This is a genomic window from Paenibacillus sp. GCM10027628 (assembly GCF_042676385.1).
Taxonomy (GTDB): Bacteria; Bacillota; Bacilli; order Paenibacillales; family NBRC-103111; genus Paenibacillus_E.
The window spans coordinates 97,033-122,121 of the sequence record NZ_JBHTHA010000046.1 but is presented as its reverse complement, the minus strand read 5'-3'; the positions used below and the strand labels follow the sequence as shown (position 1 = coordinate 122,121).

General features: G+C 47.9%; 22 protein-coding genes. 4 read left to right on the top strand and 18 right to left on the bottom strand.

Annotation, left to right across the window (positions count from 1 at the left end):
- Nucleotide 1 precedes the first annotated feature (1 nt).
- The 5 genes from ACFQZT_RS28755 to ACFQZT_RS28735 all read right to left on the bottom strand — a co-directional run bounded on the left by ACFQZT_RS28755 (nt 2) and on the right by ACFQZT_RS28735 (nt 6,998).
- Nucleotides 2–1,783, bottom strand: coding sequence for a sensor histidine kinase (locus ACFQZT_RS28755; protein WP_379305732.1), 1,782 nt, complete (start codon nt 1,781–1,783; stop codon nt 2–4).
- Between the two features lie 124 nt (nt 1,784–1,907).
- The gene (locus tag ACFQZT_RS28750) at nt 1,908–3,257 is read right to left on the bottom strand and encodes an ABC transporter substrate-binding protein (RefSeq protein ID WP_379305730.1); all 1,350 of its coding nucleotides are present in this window, start codon (nt 3,255–3,257) and stop codon (nt 1,908–1,910) included.
- A 134-nt stretch (nt 3,258–3,391) separates the two neighbouring features.
- On the bottom strand, nt 3,392–3,832 hold the full coding sequence (locus tag ACFQZT_RS28745) for a DUF441 domain-containing protein (RefSeq protein ID WP_379305822.1): 441 nt from the start codon (nt 3,830–3,832) through the stop codon (nt 3,392–3,394).
- A gap of 97 nt (nt 3,833–3,929) precedes the next feature.
- Entirely contained in the window at nt 3,930–4,562 is a 633-nt protein-coding gene (gene cdaS, locus ACFQZT_RS28740) for a sporulation-specific diadenylate cyclase CdaS (RefSeq protein ID WP_379305728.1), read from the bottom strand.
- A gap of 192 nt (nt 4,563–4,754) precedes the next feature.
- Nucleotides 4,755–6,998, bottom strand: coding sequence for a helix-turn-helix transcriptional regulator (locus tag ACFQZT_RS28735; protein WP_379305726.1), 2,244 nt, complete (start codon nt 6,996–6,998; stop codon nt 4,755–4,757).
- Nucleotides 6,999–7,174: 176 nt separating this feature from the next.
- Between ACFQZT_RS28735 and ACFQZT_RS28730 the strand changes: the two genes are divergently transcribed.
- The 4 genes from ACFQZT_RS28730 (at nt 7,175) to ACFQZT_RS28715 (ending at nt 11,733) form a co-directional block, all read left to right on the top strand.
- Nucleotides 7,175–8,146: an ABC transporter permease gene (locus ACFQZT_RS28730; RefSeq protein ID WP_379305724.1), complete on the top strand. Its 972-nt coding sequence runs from the start codon at nt 7,175–7,177 to the stop codon at nt 8,144–8,146.
- A 32-nt stretch (nt 8,147–8,178) separates the two neighbouring features.
- Nucleotides 8,179–9,063, top strand: coding sequence for a carbohydrate ABC transporter permease (locus ACFQZT_RS28725; RefSeq protein ID WP_379305722.1), 885 nt, complete (start codon nt 8,179–8,181; stop codon nt 9,061–9,063).
- Between the two features lie 76 nt (nt 9,064–9,139).
- A complete protein-coding gene (locus ACFQZT_RS28720; protein WP_379305720.1) occupies nt 9,140–10,747 on the top strand; it encodes an extracellular solute-binding protein in 1,608 nt (535 codons plus the stop codon).
- Nucleotides 10,748–10,935: 188 nt separating this feature from the next.
- A complete protein-coding gene (locus ACFQZT_RS28715; RefSeq protein WP_379305718.1) occupies nt 10,936–11,733 on the top strand; it encodes a putative protein N(5)-glutamine methyltransferase in 798 nt (265 codons plus the stop codon).
- Nucleotides 11,734–12,219: 486 nt separating this feature from the next.
- Here the strand turns inward: ACFQZT_RS28715 and ACFQZT_RS28710 are convergent, their stop codons facing one another.
- The 13 genes from ACFQZT_RS28710 to ACFQZT_RS28650 form a co-directional block, all read right to left on the bottom strand.
- Nucleotides 12,220–12,906 carry a YjjG family noncanonical pyrimidine nucleotidase gene (locus ACFQZT_RS28710; RefSeq protein WP_379305716.1) on the bottom strand — a complete coding sequence of 229 codons (687 nt, stop codon included), beginning with the start codon at nt 12,904–12,906 and terminating at the stop codon, nt 12,220–12,222.
- A complete protein-coding gene (locus ACFQZT_RS28705; protein ID WP_379305714.1) occupies nt 12,903–13,379 on the bottom strand; it encodes a DMT family transporter in 477 nt (158 codons plus the stop codon). The genes ACFQZT_RS28710 and ACFQZT_RS28705 overlap by 4 nt, the downstream gene beginning before the upstream one ends.
- 20 nt (nt 13,380–13,399) lie before the next feature.
- Nucleotides 13,400–14,098, bottom strand: a complete 699-nt coding sequence (locus ACFQZT_RS28700) for a Crp/Fnr family transcriptional regulator (protein ID WP_379305712.1) — start codon at nt 14,096–14,098, stop codon at nt 13,400–13,402.
- Between the two features lie 45 nt (nt 14,099–14,143).
- Complete coding sequence (locus ACFQZT_RS28695; RefSeq protein ID WP_379305710.1) at nt 14,144–14,569, bottom strand: DMT family transporter; 426 nt, start codon at nt 14,567–14,569, stop codon at nt 14,144–14,146.
- Between the two features lie 184 nt (nt 14,570–14,753).
- The gene (locus tag ACFQZT_RS28690) at nt 14,754–15,263 is read right to left on the bottom strand and encodes an SRPBCC domain-containing protein (RefSeq protein WP_379305708.1); all 510 of its coding nucleotides are present in this window, start codon (nt 15,261–15,263) and stop codon (nt 14,754–14,756) included.
- Nucleotides 15,264–15,283: 20 nt separating this feature from the next.
- On the bottom strand, nt 15,284–15,613 hold the full coding sequence (locus ACFQZT_RS28685) for an ArsR/SmtB family transcription factor (RefSeq protein WP_379305706.1): 330 nt from the start codon (nt 15,611–15,613) through the stop codon (nt 15,284–15,286).
- Nucleotides 15,614–15,881: 268 nt separating this feature from the next.
- Nucleotides 15,882–17,540, bottom strand: coding sequence for a DUF4855 domain-containing protein (locus tag ACFQZT_RS28680; protein WP_379305820.1), 1,659 nt, complete (start codon nt 17,538–17,540; stop codon nt 15,882–15,884).
- 135 nt (nt 17,541–17,675) lie between these two features.
- On the bottom strand, nt 17,676–18,572 hold the full coding sequence (locus tag ACFQZT_RS28675) for an ROK family protein (RefSeq protein WP_379305704.1): 897 nt from the start codon (nt 18,570–18,572) through the stop codon (nt 17,676–17,678).
- Nucleotides 18,569–19,276, bottom strand: a complete 708-nt coding sequence (locus tag ACFQZT_RS28670) for an N-acetylmannosamine-6-phosphate 2-epimerase (RefSeq protein ID WP_379305702.1) — start codon at nt 19,274–19,276, stop codon at nt 18,569–18,571. Before ACFQZT_RS28670 ends, ACFQZT_RS28675 begins: the two co-directional genes overlap by 4 nt.
- Nucleotides 19,277–19,329: 53 nt before the next feature.
- Entirely contained in the window at nt 19,330–20,598 is a 1,269-nt protein-coding gene (locus tag ACFQZT_RS28665; protein ID WP_379305700.1) for a Gfo/Idh/MocA family protein, read from the bottom strand.
- 102 nt (nt 20,599–20,700) lie between these two features.
- Entirely contained in the window at nt 20,701–22,374 is a 1,674-nt protein-coding gene (locus ACFQZT_RS28660) for a response regulator (protein WP_379305698.1), read from the bottom strand.
- 39 nt (nt 22,375–22,413) lie between these two features.
- On the bottom strand, nt 22,414–24,147 hold the full coding sequence (locus ACFQZT_RS28655) for a sensor histidine kinase (protein WP_379305696.1): 1,734 nt from the start codon (nt 24,145–24,147) through the stop codon (nt 22,414–22,416).
- A gap of 41 nt (nt 24,148–24,188) precedes the next feature.
- On the bottom strand, nt 24,189–25,073 hold the full coding sequence (locus ACFQZT_RS28650; protein ID WP_379305694.1) for a carbohydrate ABC transporter permease: 885 nt from the start codon (nt 25,071–25,073) through the stop codon (nt 24,189–24,191).
- Between the last annotated feature and the right edge of the window lie 16 nt (nt 25,074–25,089).

Here is a 25,089-nt window from a genome sequence, read left to right as displayed (position 1 = left end):
GTCAGCTCCTTAACATCGGAAGACGCAGGGTTATGGACGTTCCCTCGCCTAACCTGGATTGTAACTCCAATTCAAACTGCTCGCCGTAATTCAATCGGCAGCGCGACAGCACATTGCGAAGTCCGATGCTCTGACCTTCACTGCTAAGAATAGCGACCGAATCGCCTTTTTTCATTTCGGCAAGCAGATCTTGCACCAGCTCCGGCGTCATGCCGATACCGTTATCTTTGACCGTAAGCAGAAGACGGTCTTCGTGAACCTGCGTCTTCAAGAACACTTGTGCGACGCCTTCTTTTTCCAAACTGTACTTAACGGCATTCTCGACCAAGGGCTGCAATATAAATTTGGCGATCATCAGCGGACCGGCCGCCGGGTCCTCCGAGATCATCAAGCTCAGGCGCTCTTCATGCCGAAGCTGCAGGATAAACAAATAGTCGCGGATATAAGCCATCTCCTCGCTGACTCGCACCAAATCGCTGTTCAAGTTCAGCGAATACCGCATCATTTTACCGAGCGCTTCGGTAGCGTCCATGACGAGGTCCTCGCGTTTCATCGCAGCCAGTCCACTGATGATTTCCAGTGTATTATTGTAGAAATGCGGATTGATTTGCAAGAGCAGTGCTTTATATTCGGCATTTTTCCTGCGTAAATTCGTTTCAAACTCCGTTTCGATCAAATATCGCAGTCTATACGTCATCTGCTCGAAAACACCGGACACATAATCGACCTCGCTGTGCCCTCTGCGAACCTTCGGCATGAACTGCAGCGCCTGGCTGAACTCGCCCCGTTTGACATGCTTCATCGCTTTGGCCATCACGCTGAGCGGTCGCGTTATACCGGCGGATAGCCAATAAGCGGCAATCATCGCGAGAACGAGTAATACAGCGCTGGCGAACAATATCGTCTGGCGAATTTGCGAGATTTTTTCATATAATTCCCCTTCCGGCACAGTACCGACAATCATCCAATCCTGGGCAGGCAGCTTGCGGAAAAAAAGCAAATTCGTCACGCCGTTCCGTTGTATCGGGAAAATGCCGCTCGCTTCCTGCCCGAACGTGTCGTCGATTTGCTGCAGTGCTCCTTTCAAGATTTCGGACTCAGCCGAAATATCCTGATTGAGCACGCTTTTGCCCTCATGCGTCAGCAACATAACTTTCCCCGTCTTTCCCACGCGAATTTTCTCAATGGCGTCGCGCAGCAAAGAGGTCGGATAGTTGACCTTGATGAACCCGGCATTCCTTAAAGATTGGAGGTGAACCAGCGGTAAAATCAAGCTGTTGACCGGACGAGATCTCAATATTTCATCCGATTGGTCGATATCTTTATGAGCTGTTGTCCATCGCTTGTTCGCCGTCTGGTAGGCATGGAACCAGTCACTTTTTTTATATGTCAAATCCTGCGTCCAGAGCCCCCCTGTTTCTTCTGTAAACACACTGATAGAAATGCCGTTGGAATTGTTGACTGCATAGGATGAGAAATATTCCCTCAGCCGCTGCTTGCTCAACACCCGATCCTGGATCGTATGATCCGGGTTCAGTTGAACGGTGAGCCAATCCTGCGTCGCTCGGCTGCTTAACACCTGATTGCCCGTATCCTCGACCTGCATCAATAGCGTGCTTACATGGGAGGCAAATTGCTCAATCGTCTGTGTGGTCGATGATTCAATCGAAGCCTTAATAATTTGCGTCGCTTCAGCACTCAAAATATAAGCAAGCGCAGCGAAGGGAAGGATCAGCAAGATCGAAAAAACAGCCATCAAACGGCTCCGCAATGAAAAAAACATGAAATCCCTCCGTGATGATCAAGCCATTGGTCTACCGCTTTTACTATACAACGCAGCGTTCTAATCACACAACGACAAAGAGACGATCACCCGGAATGAATGAATCGCCTCAATCTCGCCAAGCTTACTTTTTCTTCTGCGCTTCTACATCAGCGTAAGCCTTATCAATCGTCGTGATCGCTTCCGCAATGGACGCATCGATATTTCTTTTGCCAATCGTAACGTCTTCGAACATTTTGTTGACTGCATCCGCCATCTGCGGGAAGATCGGCGTAATCGGACGCGGTCGACCGTACTTCTGATTTTGGATCACGAAAATGTTTTTCGGATATTCGTTCAGCTCCGGAAAATCTTTCGCAGCAGAGTAACGGGACGGCGTGTCTTTGGTCATTTCACAATAAGTCTTCTGCCCGTCATGCCCGGTTACCCAGTTAACGAATTTCCATGCTTCGTCCGGGTGACTGCTCTTCACCGAGATGCCGAGCGCCCAGCTTCCGTTCGCTACAGCTTGCTTCGTGCCTTTCGGCAGAGGTGCAATGTCGTAATCTTCGCCAAGCTTGAAGTTCGGGAATTTATCCTTCAAATTCGCAAGCGACCAGGAGCCATCGATCGTAATACCCAGCTTGCCGTTCGGGAATGGATCCGGCGGATACTCCAGCGCGGAAACTTTATCCTTGTTATACAGATCCGAGAAGAATTGGATCGCTTTTTTCGTTTCCGGAGAATCCAAGTAACCTTTGGCCGTTTTTCCGTCCGGGCTCATGATTTCGCCGCCAAATTGCCAAACGATCGGATATTTGAAATAAGCCGTACCGCCCGCATTGCCAAATCCCTGCGCGGGGTCGATACCGAAGATGCCATTAGCCGGATCGTTGATTTTTTTCGCTGCATCCAGCACCTGATCCCATGTCCAGGGCTCGTCTGGATTTTTGGAAGGCAGCGGAATGCCCTTGGCTTGGAACATTTTCTTATTGTAGAACATGGCAATGGAAGACTCGGTTAAAGGCGCCATATAGATTTCGTTCTGGTACGTGTAAGTTGCCAGTGTGGATTTAGGAATATCGTCCATATTCCCATCCGCCTTGAAATATGAAGTCAGCGGCTTCAACGCACCCGCATTGGCGTAAGAACCAACCGTCGGCGCATCCAGCGCCATAATATCCGGCGGGCTGCTGGAGGCAATGGACACTCTTAATTTCGTATCGTAATCGGAATACGGAATCGGTGTCATTTCTACAGAAATATTCGGGTATTTCTGCATAAAGGAAGCGACTAGCTTATCGTAAGCTGCATTTTCCGTGTCGTTCCCCGAGTTGCGCCAGAACGTCAGCTTTACTTTCTCTTCCTTCTTCACAGCTGTGTCTGTCTGCTTCGGCCCGGCCGAGGATTTCACGCTTTCTCCTTGACTGGAACAGCCGGCAAGTAAACTACCGATTAATACAAAGCTGCATACCATTTGACTTTGCTTTTTCAAAATCTTCTACCCCTCTCGTGTGTACCTGTTGTTATTTCATGTCCTTATCGTAACAAAGGAAGGGGGATAATAAATTCAATATTCTCTGCTTTGGACTTGCAAAATGATCATGATGTATGTATATGGCTTCACTCTTATTTCCCTATCAGCAGAGATAAAAGTCCTGCAGCGATTAATGGCCCGACTGGCACACCCTTAAGAAAGGCAACACCTATAATCGTACCGATGACAAGACTGGTCACGATCATAGGGTTGCCTGACATCAAGTCAGCCCCGCGTCCGCCTAGATACGCGACTAACACGCCGATGGCTACGGCGGCAATTGATTTCCAATGCACGAATGACTGGTACAGGTCCTTCATGTTGATCGATCCGCTTGCCAGAGGCGATAGAATGCCAATCGTCAGGATAATGATGCCAAGCGAAAGACCGTTCTTCTCAATCCACGGGAAAGCTTGGTGCAAATTAACGGCACGTAATAGCAAAAGTACTACGGCAGCAATCGTAATCGAATTATTGCGGCTGATGACACCGAGCAAAGCCAGCAGAATCAGCATGAACGACGGCATATCCAGTTGTGGCAAATCGGCCTACCTCCTTCTCGCTTTTTAGAATGGTTTAATTATAAATCTTATCATTTCACGATATCAATGTCGCATCCTCGGGAAGGATTCAATTTCTCTTGCTTTCCTGAAACAGATCATAAATCGGGTGGAGCTGTCCTTGATAGGCAAATGAAGTGCTGCCTGTTTCTTCAGAGACGACAAGCACGAGCGCATCCGTATTTTCCGTTAACCCGATAGCAGCGCGATGCCGAGTACCGATTTTTTTGCGGGACACCGTTGTTTGAGACACCGGCAAAATATTCGCTGCGGATACAATCCGATCCGATTGAATCAGCACGGCTCCGTCATGCAGCGGGTTGCCAGGATAAAAAATCGACTCTAATAAGGAGTAGGTCAATGCCGCTTCCAGGGGGATCCCTGAATGCATGAAGTTTTCGAGCGCTTGGTCTCTTTGAATAACAATCAACGCGCCGTAACGGCGTTTCGCCAGATACTGAATGGTGGTCGATATGTCTGAAAATTTTGACGTAAATGGCGACAAATAGCATTGCAAATAAAAAGAGGCCGACATGGATTCCATTTGTTGAAAAGATTCCCGAATTCGATCAAAATTGCTTAATAAACAACAATCTTCGTTATCCATTGAATGAAGACTGTCTTGAATACGATCCGAGATTTGACGAAGTTGCTCTTTAATCTGTTCTTTCATTGGGGATTCATCACAAACATCTGATTGCAACAACAACACCTCCATATGATCCTCACGTTTTTTTGCTTTAAAACTGATCTTATTATTACCGTTTACTCCCAAAAATAATGATTCTACATGACGAATCCGGTGCCAGACAGAACAAAAAACCTCCATTCCTCAAATGTTGATAGAGTCGGAGGTCGTTAATCTTTAATCTTCCTAAGGAAAGAGGAAAATCGCTTATTCTTGTACGGCCTGATGCCGTCTATACTCACTCGGCGTAACGCCGGTAAGATTCTTAAATGTTCGATTGAAGGATCTCATGGTCTGATAGCCGACTGCCTCAGCGATATCCTGGATCTTCATCTCCTGTTGCAACAGCAAATTCATTGCTTGCTTGATCCGGAATTCGTTGACGAAGTCCACGAAATTCGTCCCCGTTTTTTCCTTGAAATACGTGGATAAGTACCCACCGGTTATGCTCAACTTGCTTGCAACAAGTTCGAGTGTAATATCCTCGGCGTAATGTGCCATCATATAGCTCATAACGAAGCTAACGATCGGATCGGATTCCTCTTTCTTCAGCCGGACCTGCCGGCCCGCCTCACGGATCAGCGTTTCGAAAAAATGCTCGATCTCATTGGTCGTGTGAATGTGCGGAATCGAGCCCAGCATCCCAGATACGACCTCAGTATCAAGCTGCAGTCCGTGCAGCACCCGCATGACTTTGCGCGCGATCTCCTCAGCGAAGCGATGAAATTGCGCAGTATTGCAGCTCTTTTTCTTCATGTTCGCAACTATGCGCCGCAACGCGTGCAGCGCCTGCGTATCGCTACCTTCCTGAAGGTTCGCTCGCAGTTCCTGCTCCATTGAGCCGGGCAGCAGAAACGGCTCTTCCTTCCCTCCGGACTCCAGAAGAATATGCGTCTCATCGTCAAAGGGCCGATGCTTGACCATGGTAAGCGCTTCCTCATAACAAGCGGTCATCTGCGAAGAATGCTCATAGGTCGAGCTGACAGCAATGGTGAGAAAGCAGTATTGGCTGTCCGCAGCCAGCACGTTTTTGATGTTATGAAGCACTTCGCGCCAACGTTCGTCTCCCTCTTCCTGATACAGGATCGATAAGATTTGGTTCGCCTCGACCTGAAACGTCTGCGCGTCCTTCATCTCAAGCCGCATGGCCTGATTAACATACTCCCGGAAAAAATAAGTCGCCCGCTCTTCTTCACCATGCATTTCCTCCCAAAACCGCATTTTAAACGTCAGCTGGAACAGCACGAAACGATACTTCCGCTCCAGTTCAGGATTATGCGTCTCTTGGAAACCATTCCGAATGCGTTTTAGCCGGTTCATTAGTGAATAGTAGCGCAGCAGACTCTTTTTTTCTTCGAGATCCGTTAGTGTATCCCGGTTCAGCTGCATCATCCGTCCGATATTTTCGCTGATCAGCTCGAACTCGTTGACCGGTCCTCCGGAAAGTTCCTTCTTCTCGTTCAAATGACGGATGGACTCTACGATCTTTTTCACCGGATTGTTGAAGCGCATGCTGGAAAATACCGAAACCATCACGCTGACGAGTACCGAAATGACGAGTAATACGAGCAGCGTAACGTTCAATCGGACTAGCTGGGCGCTAATTCTCCCATCCGGCACGATGTTGACATACGTCAGCCCGGAAATTGCCCCTTTTTTATAAAAATAATAGTTTCCGCGATATTTCACCCAATCTTTCCCCGGCTCCAGGGCAGGAAGTTCGTGCTTGCCGGTCATGTCGGAGGAAAATAGCGTCTCTCCTTGCGGACTTATCATATAAAAATTATCGTTAATCGATTGATGATAGGCTCTGTACAACTTATTCGCATCAATAAAAGCAAGCATGATGAAGTCGGGGTAGACCGGACTTTTGACCATGTAGGGAATAACGAGACCTGTCTGCGAACCGCTGATATCTCCCTGTGATTCCGTAAATGTGGCTGCGGGATAGAACTTATTATTGAAAGGCTCCGCGAATTCCCGGTTCCAAAACCCATAAGAGTAACTCGGGTTTGAATAATGCTCGGAGAACATAATTTCCGGACTGCTGCTCCCCCTTATTTTTTCTAAAACGAGCGAAAGCTTGGCATCATAAATGAACAAATTGTTCAAATAAAGCTGTGAATTGGCAGTCGTATGCTGCAAGTCATTCATGACTTGACCGGCCGCCACATAATCGATCGAGGAACGATTCAATTTTTCGAGGTTGTCGCTGAGGTACATGTTCACGAGAACACTGTTAAGCAGTTGAAAATACTGCTCGAATCCATTCGTCGTATACGTCAAATTGGCATCGTTGTACTTAATGATTTCATCGTGAATGTTGTTGCGGTACAAGACAAGCGAAATGATATTAAACGAAACGAACAGTAAAATAATCGCCAAAAAGCTAACCAGCAGCTTAAAAAATATAGAACGAGTGTTGAGTTTTACCTGCAAAATGCTCCGCAACGAGCCACCCCTCCTTAAACCTCATAGACATTTTTTCGAATAAGGTACATATTTGCGAAAATCCAGAAAATCGTCGCCTTAGTGGAAAATATTTCGATATTCAGTCCGCTTGGGTTTCTAATACTATAATAGGGTGGCTGCGAGAAATCAAGACTTGCCATTCAGGAGGGGAATCCATGATGGACACAAATGCGGATGCCGATATCCGTACGAACACCATTGCCGTCCGAAAAACGAACACAAAAAAAACGGCATTATCCAGATTATGGAAAGAGCGTTATTTATACTTGCTGCTTTTGCCGGGACTGGCGTACTTCATCATTTACCGCTACATTCCAATGGCCGGCAATGTGATCGCATTTCAAGATTTCAGCGCGTTCCAAGGATTTCTGCACAGTGATTGGGTCGGTTTGAAACACTTCAAAAAGATTTTTGAAGATCAGGAAGTCATTCGTGTTATCTGGAATACGCTTTACTTATCTTTCTTACAAATTATTTTCGCCTTTCCGATGTCGATCGTGCTCTCGATCATGCTGAACGAACTGCGCAGCGAACGGTATAAGCGCCTCATCCAATCACTCGTATACCTCCCTCATTTCCTGTCCTGGGTCGTCGTCGTCGGCATTGTAACTGTGTTTCTGAAAACGGACGGGATCGTAGGTAAGCTGCTGCATATCGGATTCGGCCTTGATCAGGTTTCCTTTCTGACAGAACCGAGCTGGTTTATGCCGCTTATCGTACTGGAAGTGATCTGGAAGGAAACGGGCTGGGGGACGATCATTTTCCTCGCCGCCTTGTCTGGTGTAAATCCCAGCTTGTACGAAGCGGCCGTTGTCGACGGTGCAAGCAGATGGCGGCAAATTTGGCATATCACCTTGCCGGCAATCCGCAGCACGGTCGTCATTCTGCTGATTTTGCGGCTTGGCAGCGTACTTGACGTCGGCTTTGAACAAATTTTCCTCATGCTGAATTCGCTGAACATGGAGATCGGCAACGTCCTGGATACATTCGTGTATTTCAAAGGCATCGAAAAGTCGGATTTCAGCTTTGCGACAGCCGTCGGGCTGTTCAAATCGCTCGTAGGACTCATTCTGATCGTCGGCGCCAACAAGCTGGCCAAGCGTTTCGGCGAAGATGGCGTTTTCTAGTCGACGTTCATTAACTAACGGAGGTGCAATCATTGGTCAAACAACGGTCATTTGCTGAAAAAACATCGAATGTGCTCAATATTGCGTCATTGACAGCCGTCGGGCTTATCATGCTTTTCCCGTTTTATTACATGATCACTATTTCGTTTACCTCGTACTCGGAATATGTAGCGAAAGATTTGGTCCTATTCCCGGCGCACCCGGTGCTCGACGCATACCGGTTTATTTTTAACTCCAAAGCGTTCATGCGCTCGATTGGCGTCACTGCCTATATCACGATGGCGGGCACGTTGTTCAGCCTGCTGCTCACCTCCATGATGGCCTATGCGTTGTCTCGAAACATTTTAGGCCAACGCGTATATTTGTTCCTCGTCTTGTTTACATTCGTCTTTGGCGCCGGCATTATTCCGACCTACATGGTCGTCAAAGCTACTCATCTTCTCGATAACTACTGGGCGCTCATCGTCCCCAGCGCGATCAATTCGTTCAATCTCATCGTCATGCGGCAGTTTTTCCTCAGCATACCGCAGGAATTAACGGAAGCCGCAGTGATTGACGGGGCCAACGATTTGCATATCTATACACGGATCATCCTTCAGCTCTCAAAACCGGCTCTTGCGGCATTCGGTCTCTTCTATGCCGTCGGCAACTGGAACACGTATTTCAATGCGCTTATCTATATTAGCGATCCGGCCAAATGGACCGTACAAGTCATCCTGCGACAAATCGTTATCTTAAGCCAAAAGCTCGATTCACTGTCCGACGGCGGGCAAGCGGCTTTGGCGCAAAATACCCCTCCCGCCGAGACGATCGGTATGGCGGCGATTTTACTGGCGACGATCCCGATATTGATCGTATATCCTTTACTGCAAAAACATTTTGCAAAAGGGGTGATGCTCGGTTCAGTAAAAGGCTGAACGTTCATGTGGCTCTTTAATACTTTACTCGTTTTGGAATTTAAGGGATTATTATTTAAGGAGGGTGTGACAAAAAATGAAAAAACATTTCGTTTCCATCCTGCTCTCGGTCGTCATGACCGGCAGCATAGTAGGTTGTTCTAGCGAACAGGCGGCGAGTCCGAAAGAAAGCCCGAAAGCGGGGGCTGACGGAAAAACGGCAGATAACAAAACAGACAGCAAGAAAAAGTTAACCATCAACTGGTTTGACGGCACATGGGAAAACCCGGTTCCACCGCCGGACAGCGAAGCTGTGAAAGCGATTAATGAAAAATTCAACGTCGATTTTAAATCGCAGTTCATCCCCTTCGATACATACGATGAAAAGCTGGCCGTCAAAATGGCTTCGGGCGATCTTCCGGACGTCATCGGCATGGAAGAAGTCGACGCCAACTATTTGAAGTGGGCGAAACAAGGCGCGTTCTTGCCGCTCGACGAATTTTTGAAGCAATATGAATCGACCAACGTGGTACCGAGTTTTGTGTGGGACTCGCTCAAAGTGGATGGCAAAGTATATGGCATTCCGACTTACTTCTCGGCCAAAGGCGGGAAAAAACCGATTATCCGCAAAGACTGGCTTGATAAGCTTGGCCTTAAAATGCCGACGAATTACGAGGAGCTGAAACAAGTCGTTATCGCCTTCACGAAGAACGACCCGGACGGCAACGGCAAAGACGATACCACGGGTCTCGGACTCTCGAAAAACATCTACTACGATCCGTCGTTCGGGGCTTATTACAGTAACACCACCTGGTATCATAAAAACGAAAGCGGCCAATATATCCCCGGCTACATTTCGAAAGCGAACAAAGAGAAAATCGAGTTCCTGGCCGATCTGCAGAAGCAAGGCATTCTCAATAAAGATTGGGCCATCTTGGCTTATAAAGATGTCTTTAAGGCGTTTAACGCCGGCAAGGTCGGCATTTGGTACGAACAGCCGGGCAATAGCGGCAGCAACGGCGTAATCTTCGATACACTCAAACAAAACGACCCGAAAGCGGAAGTCGTGCCGATTCCACCGTTCAAGACGCCGGACGGCACCCAAGGCCTTACACTCGGCGGCGGCTGGTACCGCATGTACATGATTTCATCCAAACTCAAAAACGATCCGGAAAAAGTGAAGCGTATTCTCGAAATGATCGATTATTTCCATAAAAACGTTCCGCTCGAGGAGCAAAATCCGAAAAATGAATATTTTAACTGGTTGAACGGCGGGGAAGGTAAAGGCTACAAAATGGTTGACGGCATCGCGCAGCCGATTCCGGAAAACCGCTCGAACGTCGCGCCTAATGCCTATATTATGGATAGGGGTTGGGTGATGAACGACGAAGATCTGTTCCAATTCGCCAAAACGGATAAATCGCCGGACGGGAAGAAGTTCAATCAAGCGCTCGCCGACATGCTGCATAATATGAAATTTTACATCAACCCGACTAGCCGCATCATCTCTCCGACTCTGATGGAGAAACGCGATGAGCTGGGCAAGTACATCACAGATGAGACAACCAAGATGATATTCGGCCAACGTCCGATCTCCGATTGGGATAAAATGGTGCAGGAATATATGGTCAAAGGCGGTAAGCAAATGATTGACGACGTCAATAAAGAGCTGCAGGCAAATAAAATTCAAGGTGAGTGGAAATAAGCTGCGGCTAGATCAAGATGATTAGGTTGATGTGGTCACAGCCGCTATGAATAAAGCCGAGAGGGACACAGGTTCAGCGCCTGATCTCCTCGGCTGTTTTTATCTGTCCAATAAAGGTATTTTTAAGTAATCTGCGGAATTTATTTATTTTGGGTGTAATCTTTATCTTTGTAAAAGGACGGATATTTATGAATGATATCATTACCAGGCTTCGTGCCGCAGGCTGCGTCTTTGCCGAAGACGAGGCGCAGCTGCTCATTTCCGCGGCACGGACGCCGGACGAACTTGAAGACATGGTAGATCGGCGTATCGCCGGCCTTCCTTTAGAACACATACTCGGCTGGGCGGAGTTTTGCGGTCTGCGGATCGCCGTAGATCCCGGCGTTTTCGTACCCCGCCGACGCACTGAGTTTCTCGCGAGCCAAGCCATTGCCCTCGCCCGCCAATCTGAGCGCCCTGTCGTCATTGACCTGTGCTGCGGCTCAGGAGCGATAGGCACCGCTCTTATCGCGACCCTGGACAGGGTCGAATTGTACGCCGCAGACATTGACCCCGTGGCGGTAAGATGCGCCCGCCGTAACATCGCCGATGGCGGTCAGGTGTTCGAAGGCGATTTGTATGAGCCGCTTCCTGCTGCTCTTCGAGGCCGTGTCGATATCCTGGTCGCCAACGTGCCCTACGTACCCACCGAGTCGATCGGGATGATGCCTCCGGAGGCACGCCTACACGAGGCCCGAGTAGCGCTCGACGGTGGCGCGGACGGGCTTGTCATCCAGCGACAATTGGCCACTGCCGCAACAACGTGGCTGACACCGGGTGGCCACCTGTTGGTCGAGACGAGCGAGCGCCAGGCGCCGCAAACCGTTGAAATCTTCGCCTGCAACGGGCTTATCCCGCAGGTCGTCAGTTCCGACGAGTTGGACGCGACCGTCGTCATCGGAACAAGGCCTGCAACCTTCAGCTCATCCCCGTCTGATCGCTTCTAACCCTTCGTTTGATTTATAAAAAAACCTGGCCGGTGGCCAGGTCCTTATCTAAAATCGTACTTTTGGGAACGAACTTGACTTTGTCCATCCCCCATCATCTCATCTGTAAAGATGAAAATTATCGTTATGGACACGATTCCAACATCCCCACATGTCTGTTACGATGATAGACATCTTTCCAGCGTCGCTCAGCGTACAAAAATGTATTTTTTCTCGTCTGTAAGTATTCAAAACATCGTTGGAGACATGACAACATATCCCCCTCGCCGCTGTAACGATGAAAAACACCGCTGCCGCTGTTAACTTGTTGTTTGTTGTGCCAATAAAATCGATAGTCTGTTTACATATCATTTATTATGTAAACATGATTCGCAAAATGGTACCATTGAAAGTATTTGCTCGGATCACAATGCACGTAAATTGTCAAAAGCGCCCCATATTCGGAGCGCTCTTGAATTCACTTCTCTATTCGCCTGGATTTTTTTTTCACATTAAAATGCGATCCAACTCATCAAGCCTTTGTATTTGATAGGTTGGAACGATGTCAGTGTCATTAGGCTTCATTTCAGGGTTGTACCAGCATGTATCTAGACCGGCCAGCTGCCCGCCTTTAATATCCGCACTTAAGGAATCTCCGATAATTAATCCGTTTTCCACTGAAAAATTAGGAATTCGTGCAAAAACATAATCAAAATATTCTTTCATTGGCTTTTGAAAACCCGTGTCCTCGGAAACAAAAATGCCTTTAAATAACGGATATAAGCCTGAATCACGCAAACGTTTATCCTGAGTCTTGGAAACACCGTTCGTAACAATATAGAGGTCATATTTATTTTGAAGGTTAGTTATCAGTTCAAATGCACCATCAATGTGCTGATGCCCCTCCTCTAGGTAACCGCGATATTTCTTTTCCAGCAATGTTCCATCAACTTCTTGACCATATTCCTTGAATAACATGTAAAATCGAGTATTCACGACCTCATCGCGATCTATTGTTCCTTCTTCAAAGGACCTCCAGAGCCCTTGATTTATTTTCTTATATTGTGCTTCGATTTCAGTGGTTAAGGAAATTTGTTGCTCTTCGAACAGCAGGCGCAAGGCTAAGTTTTCTGCAGCACGAAAATCCAATAGCGTATCATCTACATCGAATAATAAAGTCTGGTATTTTTTCATAATGATCTCTCCATTTTCTGTATGGACGGGGTGTCACGTCTACCGCTTAATTTAAATACAACAATGCCACCGACAATAACAAGGACACCTATCAATTTGTTGAAAGTAAAAGGAACCTGGTTCAAACCCAGCCACCCAAGCGAATCCCACAATAAAGCAAACCCGAGCTGTGCGGTCAGAACGATAGAGATGGCATACGTTGGACCAAGCAGTCTTATCCCCTGCACCAGACAGGTTACGACGCCGACTCCGATCAAACCGCTGAACCAATACCAAATCTGCATATGCTGCAAGATAAATAAATGCTTTCCTTTAAAGATTAGGCCGAAAATTAGTGAAGCCATAAATCCCATTCCTAGAATGAACGTGGTTGTTGCCCAAGATCCCGCGCGTTCATTCACCTTACTGTTAAATATATTTTGCAGACTGACTAGGGAACCTGCGATTAGCGCCAATGATAATCCAAGAATCATCGATTACTCCCCCAACAAGTTTATTCGTAAATATTGTGGCTTGCCAGCGCACTTAATCCTTTCCTGTCTTTAACATGGATATACCCTTTATTGCGCTCAATCAGACCCTCTTTACAGAACTGCCCAATGACCCTATTCAAATGCCTATAGCTGGTTCCTATTAAATTTGCCGCATCCGGGAGACGGTCGGTACTTAATTGCCCATTAAAAAGTGAATCGGATTCGTCATAGGAAACTGACAATAAATAACTCGCCAATCGCACTTCCACCGGATACATTAAATTAAAGCTCAAAGAATTGGATTTTACATAAAACTTTTGTGTAATGATTTCCAATAAAAATTGCAGCAGCGGCGCATGATCGCTTCCGTATTTTTTCAACCAACGATGATGAATACCTATCATATTGACAGACGATACGGCCTCTACCGTATTAAGAATATCAGTCCCCCGTACGTATTCTATATCCCCGACCAACTCAAGCGGTGTCTTAAAAGAAAGAATAAGTGATTTGCCTTCCGCCGAGGTGGTATAAATTTTAATCTTACCCTTAACTAGCACATACAAAAACTGTGGAGTTTCACCCTGGGAACAGATCAGTTCCCCTTGATCAAAGCTGTAGAGCGACAAATACGGCAATAATAGTTTATTAAACACGGATTCCAATTGATAAACGTGCAAATAATGATTCAGTTGATCACGATCATGAACTTCTTTCATAACTCGGTTCACCTCAAGTTTCTTTCCTGTTACATACACATACTATCAAAATTTTAGGATCAACACACCAGCTATCATCATTCCGATACCGATGAACTGTGGCGCCCTCATCTTCCGCTTCAACACGCCGAACCATCCGTTGATATCAATTAAGAAGGTCAGACATAGCTGAGCAATCAACAGAGCAGATATAGTAAGAGTAATACCGATCTGATGAATAGCCGTAACATTACTGAAAATAATGACTGCCCCAAAAGCCCCGCCACTCAGATATAACGGTTTCACTCGCTTAAACCCTTGCCATTTCCGGTCTCGGACGAACATCAGGATCATCAAGGCCATAATAAAACCGGTTAACTGGGTGATTGCCGCTGTTTGCCACGTGCCGATATCTTGACTAATTCGTGAATTGGCTACCCCTTGCAGTGTAATAAAAGCCCCGCCAAAAAACGCAAATATACTCCCTCTCATAGTTCCGCTCTCCTCAATTTCCATTTATTCATTATTAAAAGATAAATTGAGCTATTGGAAAAGGACATATGTCCTCAGCATGGCCGTTGTCTGCGATGGCCTGCGAGAATAAAGAAAAAGCTGCCATGGCGGCAGCTTTAAAAAGTGGAGAAAGCCAGTTGTCGTCTTCCTCTTATTTTCAAAATTATTGAATGGATTGCAGATGCTCCTCGAGACGATCCCAAGTTTCAGTAATTCCTTGCTCCATTCCCATATCCATGACGGTTTTGAGTGCTTCAGCCGAAGCGTATTTACCCCGGTTGATAAGCTTCGTCTTGCCTTCGTATTCAACAAATGTCATCGTAACCTGTGTCGACGGCATTTCCTGATTTTCATTGCCTTCGGCATCCGAAAAGAAATCGACGTAAGCGATCTTTTCCGCCTCTACAATTTCCTTGTAAACTGCTTTACCCCAAGATTCGAATCCATAAAAATCCCCTTGCTTCTCATCGATACATTTCATGCAATAATGCCAGATGCCACCCGGACGAAAATCGACGTTACAAACCGTAAGCGTCCAGCCGCGAGGCCCCCACCAGTGCTTTAAATGCTCCGCATCGGAGAACGCTTTGAATACAAGCTCGCGCGGCGCATCAAAAATGCGCTCCAGAATAAGTTCTTGACCCTCTACCTTGGTAATCATTTTGTTCGACATTGAAAATCCCTCCATAAAATTTAATTTTGTTTGTTTTCTTTCGTTCGCAGCTTCTGCAGATAAGTCTCAAGAGCATCGAGTCGTTCATCCCACACACCTCGGTAGGTTTCAAGCCACGCGTCCAATTCCTGAAACGGCTCCAATCGGAGCTTGTAATTCCGGCGATTCGCGACAGCCTGCACCTCAACGAGACCGGACTCAAGCAGAACACGCAGATGCTTCGAGGCTTGCGGCTGCCGCAGCCCAAGCCGATCGGCGATATCCCCTACGGTTAAGGGGCCGTCGAGCAGGAGCTCCACAATGCGTAAACGATTGGGTTCAGCCAGTGCGCTAAAAGTTGTTATATCCATGATTCAGATGTTCCTTTGAGGAAACGCATGTAAACATCGGGTACGGCAAAGGCTCTTCTTCCTGTTCCAGTCATCTCAGGCCACCTCATTTCTTTGACAAGTTACCGTACTCACAATTACAATATACCCCAAAAGGAATATTCCTGTCAATGAATATATAAAAATAATTTGGTGTCGTTAATGATACAACCCCCTTCCTGTATGGAAGGGGGTTGCGTGTCGTTCTACTTTGACGGGATCGCAGGTTTTCAATAAAATCTGAGCCGCATTAATTGGAGTACGTACCTTTCGTGAATCGGTATAGCGAGTCGTACAAATTACGGATCTCCGGATCTTGACTTGTAGCCGCTTTCATCAAGACGGGGCCGCTGCCTTTGTAATACGCTTTAAATGCGTTCCCCATATAGCCATATTGGACTCCGCCTTTGAGATAGTCATAGAATCTGTCACGGAACACCTTATCCGTCAGCATCCGATCGTCAAATTCCATTTCCACGCCCATACCGTACGACTTGGCAATGTTCGCAGCATCTTCGATACGGTCAACATTCAGTGGCTCAAAGAAATAGTTCGGTTGAAAAGCAGCTGCATCAAAGCCGACATCTTTCCACATAAAGCTTTTGTACGCCAAGAAGTGAGGGATCCAGAAAGACTTGAGGCCCTGATCATGAACCTGATTATTGACTAATCGGATCATTTCAGGTCCAATTTCACTCGTACTTACCTGCTCATCCAACCAATACATGCCGACAAGCTCGAGATTGGAATAATTTTGTTCCTTCCAACGCTTTTTAACCTCTTGAATCCACCAGCTAACGACTTTCTGTCTGTTGGCCATGGCTGCTTCTTTGCCTACCATGCCATCATTAAAGTTCTCCGAAATCCCGTCACCGTCCACATCGCCGAAATCCGATAAATACTCTCCCGGATTCGGGATCATCATGACGACTTTTGTTTTATGCTTCGGCTGCCCAAGTTGCCCGCCGACTTCTTTGGTCGCATCATTCAGTTGACGCATGTCGCCTTGATCGGAAAGCGTCTTATCGAGATACCATTTCCAATCCGACAGGTTCGTTCCACCGCCGCCAAAGTCTCGCCATTGCGGAGTCATCAAACCGAGTGAAAGGACGCCGTCAAAGAGCCAATCGACCGGTTTCCCTTCCTTATTCATATAGCCGATCTCGGGGATCAGTTTCTCCTTCGTCCAGTTGCCGTCTCCGTTGGCATAATAACCATTGTATAAGAGCGATAAATTGCTAATTCCCGCCGTGTCTTTACCCGCTTGCAAATATGTGAATGGATCGGCTTTCACCTTCTTGGCACCCTTCACTTTTCCGTCGGTACCCCAGATCTCGATTTCATCGATGAACGACCACGCTCTTGAGTGCATGGAAAATGTCACTTTGACATAACGGGCATAAGCCGCCGACGCATCTGGACCGGGTCTTTCTACACCATCCTTGCTCCCATCCCAAACATAGTACTGATCTACCGGAGGGCCGTCGCTCCACAGATGCTCGGTCGCTTTATGGGAAAGCGTTCCCCAATGCTCTTTGTCGTCGGATACGTACATGGAAACCGTCAGAGGAAAGAGAATCGCCGAACCCGGCCAATCTTGCAGAAAATGGGCTTTAATGCTGGAAATGGATTTGGACTCGCCTAGATCAAACACGATTTCGCGAGTTTTCTTATGCAAATTTCCTACCCATGCAGGATCGAGTACGTTCGAGCTGCCAATTTTCCCATCCGTAAGCTTATTCCCGGTATCCGGATAGCCGGGTTCCGGCGCCTCCGACCATTCATAGCTTAAACCTTTGGCGAGATTGCGAAGTTCCGGTTGTTTCTCTGCTGCATGAACATTGGGGACCATGGTGCACATCATCACCGTGCAGACGGCCAGGGACATCCATTTTTTCATCGAAATCATCATTTTCCCTCCTGAATGAAAGTTTTGACTGCTTTACAATCAGATGCGTGAAGAGGCCTCTTCACTGTTAATACTAAGAGACCCGTCACGCCATACAAAGAGATAACTTCTTACTTTTATATACACTTGTTTACTTTATCTTTCTCTCAAAATAAAAATCTGGTTAGCTGCACCGATGGACCCAGCCAGATTGCCGAGTTCAGCGGGTCTGATCACGATGCCTCCCTGCAGCTGCTCCACTTTTGACGTGAGTATACCCCACCATTTCTCTTTGGAATCAACAAGTCCTCCGCCAATTAGAATCGCTTGCGGATTGAGTCCAAGATGAATGTTATAAATGACTATCGACAAGTCGTTCATAAAACGGTCGACCATGCTTACGATTTGCGGTTGACCTTGCTCCAGATCTTGAAGAACTTCCATGCCCGTCTTATATGGAAATTGGGCAGCTTCTCGCGCAGCCGCTACAAAAGCTGTGCCGGAGACATACTGTTCAATACACCCATATTGACCGCAATTGCAAGGACGCCCACCCGGCACAAGAATGACATGCCCCCATTCGCCGCCATTCCACTGCGCCCCGCGGATGAGTTCGCCACGAACCATATTGGCGCCACCAACCCCGGTACCAAGCGTTAACATCGTCAAATCACGATATCCTCTGCCTACGCCAAGCCATGCTTCCCCTAATAAGGCCGCATTGGCATCATTATCAATGGCTACGGGCAGGCCAAATTCAGACTCGAGCCATCCCTTCACATTCGCCCCCTGCCATCCGGGCAAATTCGCAGTCGCATAAACGATGTCTCCGGTCTCGGTGTTGACGCGACCCGCCGTACCGATGCCAATTCCGATCACGTCCGGTTGAGACGCAAGAAGATCCGCAATCACGGATCTTACTTTTCCCCTTATATGATCTCTTCCCTGAGCGGCGTCGGTCGCAATCTTGGTTTGATCCAATAGGTGACCTTGACTATTGATGACGATTCCTTTTATAGAAGTGCCCCCGATATCGATCCCAATCGCGTTCATGTGACATGCGACCCTTCATTACTCGGTTCCGTATGCATAGATAACGCTTGAATAAATCTCTCCGTGATATGCTGCGGGCGCGTTATGGCGCCTCCGATCACAGCGAATTGCGCCCCTGCATCCAAAGCGCGATTGACTTCCGAAGGTTGGCTATATTTCCCTTCCGCTACAACGGGCACTGGCACGCTACTAACCAATCGAGCGACCAATTCGATATCGGGTTCGCGGGTCTGCAGGCTATATGGCGTATATCCAGAAAGTGTTGTCGAAATATAATCAACCCCTAATTCAGCAGCGAATATCCCCTCCTCGTAAGTTGAAATGTCGGCCATAACCGGTATGTTCCGTGCCTTTAATTCTTTAACCGTATCCGTTAACGATCTTCCGTCAGGCCGTGTCCGATCTGTTCCATCAATGGCAATAATATCGGCCCCAGCCGCAAATACCGCCAAAGCGTCCTCGAGAGTCGGTGTAATGTAGACATCGCAACCTGATGTTTTCCTTTTATTTAGACCGATAATCGGTACTTGAATGAATTGTTTCATGACAAATATATCGGCAACCCCATTCGCACGAATCCCGATCGCACCTCCTAACTCGGCTGCTTTTGCCATTTCGGCCATATAATTCGGGCCATAGAGCGGCTCACCTTCGTACGCTTGACAAGAAACAACGATGCCTCTTTCCGTAATTAATTTTCTCATGCCGCTTGACTCCTTTCGACGTTTCGCTTCATCAAGCAATTTCAAGTCATCAATCACGAATTGCCTTCACTTAGCATGTCAGAAAGCTTCACCGCTTGCCCTCCGTGCAATCTCGAATGCTCCGCAGCGAATGCCATGAGATGGCTCTGTAAGGAGGCGCTTGCGGAAGTCAATCCGGCGGCCGGACTGCGGTCGAATAAACGGACATCCTTTACAAATTGGCCGACCATGCGCGCATCGCCGCCACCATGTCCGTCACCACCGGTAAAGCATTGAATGTCGACCTTCTCCCCGGTTGAAAACCGGTATAATGTGAAAGATCCTTCCTCCATGTCGCCACGAATTTCACCGTGTGTCCCCATGATTTGCACCCTTCGCGTACCGCTTTGCGTAAATCCGGACATTGTGAACGTGGCATTGGCTCCGCCTGCAAATTCCAAATTGACGACCTGATGGTCGACAACATTGTTATCACACCTATACACGCAACGTCCAAACGGACCTTCCTGAAGCGCCCTCATAATTCCCTCTTGCGACAAATCATGCGTCATATACCGTGCCCATGGATGGTGCGGTGGCTGGATGTACATCTTCAGCGCAGAGAACGGACAATCTTTCTCCACCTCGCACCCGTCGATGCAGCGGTCCGTCGCTCCCGCAGGCGCGTTCTCCGCCCTAAAATGAAGCAGCGATCCGAAGGAACTGACCGCCGTGCAAGTTTCCCCCATCAGCCATGAAATGATATCCAGATCATGGCATGATTTGGCCAATATCATCGGACTTGTTTCCTCTGCATTGCGCCAATTTCCCCGAACGAAGCTGTGTGCCATGTGCTCATATCCAACATTCTCTGTTAATTGGATTGTCGCGACTGTGCCCAGCTCTCCCGCTTCGATGCACTTCTTGATGCCAGCCCAAAATGGCGAATAACGCAGTACGTGACTGACGATAAGCAGCCGTTCGTATTTCTGCGCGGCTCTTACGAGCATGATGCATTCGTCCGGTTCGGGTGACATCGGTTTTTCCAGCAGCACGTGATAGCCTAATTCAAGCGCCTTCATGGCGGGGACGAAATGCATCCGGTCCAACGTGCAGATAATCATCACATCCGCTATGCGTCCCTGTTCGAACGCTTGCTCCCAAGATGCATAAGCATGCTCCGGGGCGATTCCATGAATTTCAGCAAACCGATTTCTGCGTTCTTCATCGGGTTCCGCTACGGCAACGAATTTGAGTTCATTCGGGTATTTCTCGGCATAAGGCCCGTAGATGTACCGGCCCCTACTGCCGGCACCAAGTATAACTGCTGTTATGGGTTGCATATCTTTCTCCTCCTAGTTGAGTCCGGTTTCAGTCCTAATTGTACTTGGCCAGGCACATCGTCAAAAGAGATCGTTGCTTACTTTCATATACATTTGTTGATATCAAATTTTGGACCGCAGCATCCTGTATTCCTGAGGCGTCGTTTCGTTTTGCTTCTTGAAGAAGCGGATGAAAGCCAACGCCGAATTATACCCAAGCGCGAGGGCAATTTCGTTTACTTTCATAGCGCTATCGAGGAGAAGCTCTTTCGCCTTCAAATTCCGGTAATCGGTAATGTAGTCGGACAATCCGATGCCTGTCATTTGCTTATAGAGCCTGGAAAAATAAGACGGGTTCAGTCCGACATGGTCTGCGATGGCGTTCAGGGAAATATCCGTGGAAATATGGGCCTCGATGTAACGGTGCGCCTTTTGCACAATTTCCGAGGGCAGCTTTGCGCCCTGTACTGCGTTCCAGTCGAATAGGCAGTCAGCGATTTGCATAAAGAATTGCCTCAAAGAAAGCCAAGGTTCTTCTTCACCGTATTGAAAAAGAGGAGCCAAATCATGAGCCGCATTCAAATAGGAGAGCATCTCCGAACTTTTGTTGATGTAGGCAAGAAAAACAGCGGCCATGGCATGGTAGAGCTCCTTCTTCCGTTCGTAAGGGGCTTTCTCCGCGCTCCAAATCTCCGTCAACTCGAGATACAGCTTATAAAATTCTTCTCGATGGCTGTTCTCCAGGCATTTAGCAAGAAGCTGAACGCGTGCATGATGGAAAAAATCGTTCTGCTTATCGGCCGCCGTGCCTTCTTCGGTCCGTCTGATGTCGGAATCACTCAGAATAACCTCGCTTGACATTCCCATCCCGTATGCAAATCCGTATTTCAAACTATGGAACCTTTCGAAAACACATTTCCATGCCACAGACTCGCTGCTTAGCATGAACGATACAGGAAGCTGCAGCAGCTTTTTGCACGTCCGCTGAATCGTCTCCAGCATGCCGCTAACATACGTGGCCGATTTTTTCCACTCCAACATGGATGCATCCTGTTGCGTTTGCGGATCATTCCCGTCTCCAGGTTGGATGAACCAGACGATTTTGGCTTGGTCGTACACATAGGAATAACATCGTACGTACGGTGACAAATATTCCTCCGTAATATTTTGCACAGCGTAAATTAGCAGCGCTTTGTCCGGAGCCGTTATCATCTCCTTCCAGCCATCCACGCGTCCAAGCAGCAAAAATATCGGCACGTCCGCACGCAGCGGCATATCGATATCTTTAAAATAGTTCTCCAATTGACTGTTCGTCACCGGTTTGCCCTGCAGCAGTCCAGCCACATATTCTTTCTGCAGCGAAGGCATCGCCAGCCGCATCCGGTTGTTAGCTCTTTCAAACATGCGCACCTGGTCGTATTCCTCTTCGAACTTTTCGATCGCCCGTTCGACGGACTGAATGATTTTCTCATCGCTTTCGATTTTCAGAATATATTCAAAGCTGCCGTACTTTACAGCGCTCTGTACGTAATGAAAATCATTAAAGCCGGTCAGCAAAATAACTTTGCACGCCGGCCACTGGGCTTTAATTTCCTGCAGCAGTTCAATGCCTTCAAGTCCGGGCATTTTGATGTCGGAAATAACGATATCGACCCGGTTATTCCGAAGTACTTCCAAAGCTTCTTCGCCGGAGTAAGCCTTCAGAAGGTCGAGATCCAGATGATCGGCTTGTTCGAAAAGTTCGATGAGGCCGTCCACGATGATCGGTAGATCGTCGACAATCAGCAATCGGTACATGCAATCCCCTCCCATAAGTGTTTCTGGATGAAATACAGCTCAGCTGCTGCCAAAATGAATCCGGACTTTTAGACCGCCAAGCTCCGAACGCGCCATTGTGATGCCGTATTCGGCACCATAACGGAGTTGGATTCGGCGATGAACGTTGACGAGACCCGTCGTCTCTTCGATGCGGCCTTCGGATCGCCGCAACCTGCTGTTCAGCCGGCTTATATCTTCATCCGTTATGGCATTCCCGTTGTCCTCTACATAGAAAGAGAACCCGTCTTCATTCTTCTCGCTGTGCACCCAAAGCGCACCCTCGGTCCGCATGTTGCCCAGTGCGTGCTTGTAGGCGTTCTCAATGATCGGCTGCAGCACAAGACGCGGAACGGGAAGCTCCGGCACATCGCCGTCAAACCTCGCTTGAATGCGGTCCCCGTAGCAGACCGACTGCATATCCACATAGGTGCGGGAATGCTTGACCTCGAGGGAAAGAGGGATTTCGTCCTCATCGTCCCTCGTGATGAAATGAAAATATTCACCGATATATAAGCAGAACTGGTACGCTTTTTCCTTCTGCCGCTCGGACTTGATCAACCTGCACAAGACAAAAAAGCAATTGTACAAAAAGTGCGGATTGATTTGCGATTGCAGCCGCTTCAGCTCCGATCGCTGGTTGCGGATTTGCTGCTCGTAATTTTCTTCAATTAAACTTCGCAGCGAGCGAATCGTATCGTTAAAGGCCTGGTACAAATACCCGAATTCGTCATGCCCGCGGTCTATGGCAATCGGCACCAACCGGTTCTGCTGAACGTGGCGGAACGAATGAACCAGCCGCATGAGCGGTTTGTAAATGAGCCTGAACAGGAAGTAGGAAAAAAACAAGCTAACAACCACAGCAAGGCCGCAAGCCCACCAAAACCAAACGCGGTATGTTTGGATCGGACCCAGCACGTTCGCTTCGGGTATCAGGCTGATCGAGTACGAGTTCCAGAGCAGAGAGTATTTGTACACCGCCAAATAACTCTTGCCCCCATACTTGACCGTTTGGTAACCCTCCTTTTTTCCTTCCGTTTGAATACCTTTAATAATCGCACTGGCCGTCTCAAGCAGGGCCGGATCGTTATCGCTCTGAATATGCCAGCCCCGGTCTATGTTGAGCAGAATGCTTTTGCCGCCTAGCGTGTTGCCGATTTGAGCCATCGTTTCTTGGATTTGCCGGGCGGACAGCTCGATCCCAATGACAAAGAGCGGCTCACGCCGCGTATTTGCCGGGTACTGCATGGAGATGAACAGCCGGTCGTTCCAATAGATAAACGGTTCCGTGTAAGGCTTGTTTTTCGGTTGCAATGCCGCGTACTCTTCCCTGTCGATCGTTGTGTCATATTTGACGCTCATCAGCGTCCGGCCGATGGAAGGAACGTACGCCCTCGCTTCCTGTATAAACGGGCTGGAGTCCTTCATCAGGACAAGCCGTTTCTGTATTTCGAGTATTTTCTGCGCCCGTTCGTAGTAAGACAAATCATTGCCGGTAGCCGCAAGCTCGATCAAATCGTCGTCCGTCACATATTTCGGCAAATACCGAACGATCCGGTCTGCCTCCTTTTCAAGCGAATCCAGGTAATACCGGGTCGTATTCAGCGTGGACTGCGATATTTCTTTGCGGATGCTCTCCGAGCCTTTCTCGTTGATTTGCCATGTGATGGCCATCAGGGGAAGCATGACGGCCATGAACGCGGCCATGATTTTTTTGAATATCGAAGAGTCCTTCAGTCGGAAAAAGCGCTTCATCGTCCGATCACCCGCTATCCTTGACATAAAAATCCTGAATGTTATTCTTTGACGCTTCCCATCACAATTCCTTTAATGAAAAAGCGCTGCAAGAACGGGTAAACGATCAATATGGGAAAAGCAGCGACGAATATTTGCGCCGCTTTGCTCGTGCGGTCGGACAACTTGCTGATCAGCTCCGCATCCTGTGTTTTAAGAAACCGGAAATCGAGTTTGATAATGATCGTTTGCAGAAACGTTTGCAGCGGGTATTTATCGGGATGATTCATCAGGATCATACCGTCGAACCAGCTATTCCAATGCCATACCATCGTGAACAGTCCTGTCGTTGCAAGGGCAGGAAGCGCTAAAGGCACATAGATTTTCAACAATGTTGCAAAATGTCCTGCCCCGTCGATTCGTGCCGATTCCTCCAGCTCTTTGGGCAGGTTCCGGTAAAAGTTAAGCAGTAAAATAACGTTAAACACCTGCAAGGCGCTAGGCAGTACAAGCGCCCAGATCGTATCGATCAATCCCAGCGCTTTCACCGTCAAGTACCACGGAATGAGACCGCCGCTGAATAAAATTGTAAACACAAACACCCAAACGTAAAATGTCCTAAGCCTAAACTGCCTCGTTTCTTTCGATAACGGATAGGCGGTCAAGATTGTTAGAAACATACTGATGGACGTTCCCAGTATGAGCCGTTCGAGCGAAACCCGAAAGGCGCGCAAATATTCAGGCTTGCCGAAGACGTTGTCATAAGCGGCCGTCGTAAATTCAACAGGCCACAGTGTGACCTTGCCTGCGGCTGCCGCCGATCCGGTACTGAACGATAAGGCCAGTATATGAATAATAGGCATCAGGCAGGCGAAAGAGATCGCTGCCAAGAAAATGGCGTTACCGCTCAAGAACAGCCGCCGGCCGAGTGGCATTTTGTAACGCATGATGTCCTCCCCTCTC

Coding starts and splice junctions, on each gene's coding strand:
- ACFQZT_RS28755 (WP_379305732.1), bottom strand. CDS start 1,783: ATGTTTTTTTCATTGCGGAGCCGTTTGATGGCTGTTTTTTCGATCTTG.
- ACFQZT_RS28730 (WP_379305724.1), top strand. CDS start 7,175: ATGATGGACACAAATGCGGATGCCGATATCCGTACGAACACCATTGCC.
- ACFQZT_RS28720 (WP_379305720.1), top strand. CDS start 9,140: ATGAAAAAACATTTCGTTTCCATCCTGCTCTCGGTCGTCATGACCGGC.
- ACFQZT_RS28715 (WP_379305718.1), top strand. CDS start 10,936: ATGAATGATATCATTACCAGGCTTCGTGCCGCAGGCTGCGTCTTTGCC.
- ACFQZT_RS28710 (WP_379305716.1), bottom strand. CDS start 12,906: ATGAAAAAATACCAGACTTTATTATTCGATGTAGATGATACGCTATTG.
- ACFQZT_RS28705 (WP_379305714.1), bottom strand. CDS start 13,379: ATGATTCTTGGATTATCATTGGCGCTAATCGCAGGTTCCCTAGTCAGT.
- ACFQZT_RS28700 (WP_379305712.1), bottom strand. CDS start 14,098: ATGAAAGAAGTTCATGATCGTGATCAACTGAATCATTATTTGCACGTT.
- ACFQZT_RS28695 (WP_379305710.1), bottom strand. CDS start 14,569: ATGAGAGGGAGTATATTTGCGTTTTTTGGCGGGGCTTTTATTACACTG.
- ACFQZT_RS28690 (WP_379305708.1), bottom strand. CDS start 15,263: ATGTCGAACAAAATGATTACCAAGGTAGAGGGTCAAGAACTTATTCTG.
- ACFQZT_RS28685 (WP_379305706.1), bottom strand. CDS start 15,613: ATGGATATAACAACTTTTAGCGCACTGGCTGAACCCAATCGTTTACGC.
- ACFQZT_RS28680 (WP_379305820.1), bottom strand. CDS start 17,540: ATGATTTCGATGAAAAAATGGATGTCCCTGGCCGTCTGCACGGTGATG.
- ACFQZT_RS28675 (WP_379305704.1), bottom strand. CDS start 18,572: ATGAACGCGATTGGGATCGATATCGGGGGCACTTCTATAAAAGGAATC.
- ACFQZT_RS28670 (WP_379305702.1), bottom strand. CDS start 19,276: ATGAGAAAATTAATTACGGAAAGAGGCATCGTTGTTTCTTGTCAAGCG.
- ACFQZT_RS28665 (WP_379305700.1), bottom strand. CDS start 20,598: ATGCAACCCATAACAGCAGTTATACTTGGTGCCGGCAGTAGGGGCCGG.
- ACFQZT_RS28660 (WP_379305698.1), bottom strand. CDS start 22,374: ATGTACCGATTGCTGATTGTCGACGATCTACCGATCATCGTGGACGGC.
- ACFQZT_RS28655 (WP_379305696.1), bottom strand. CDS start 24,147: ATGAAGCGCTTTTTCCGACTGAAGGACTCTTCGATATTCAAAAAAATC.
- ACFQZT_RS28650 (WP_379305694.1), bottom strand. CDS start 25,073: ATGCGTTACAAAATGCCACTCGGCCGGCGGCTGTTCTTGAGCGGTAAC.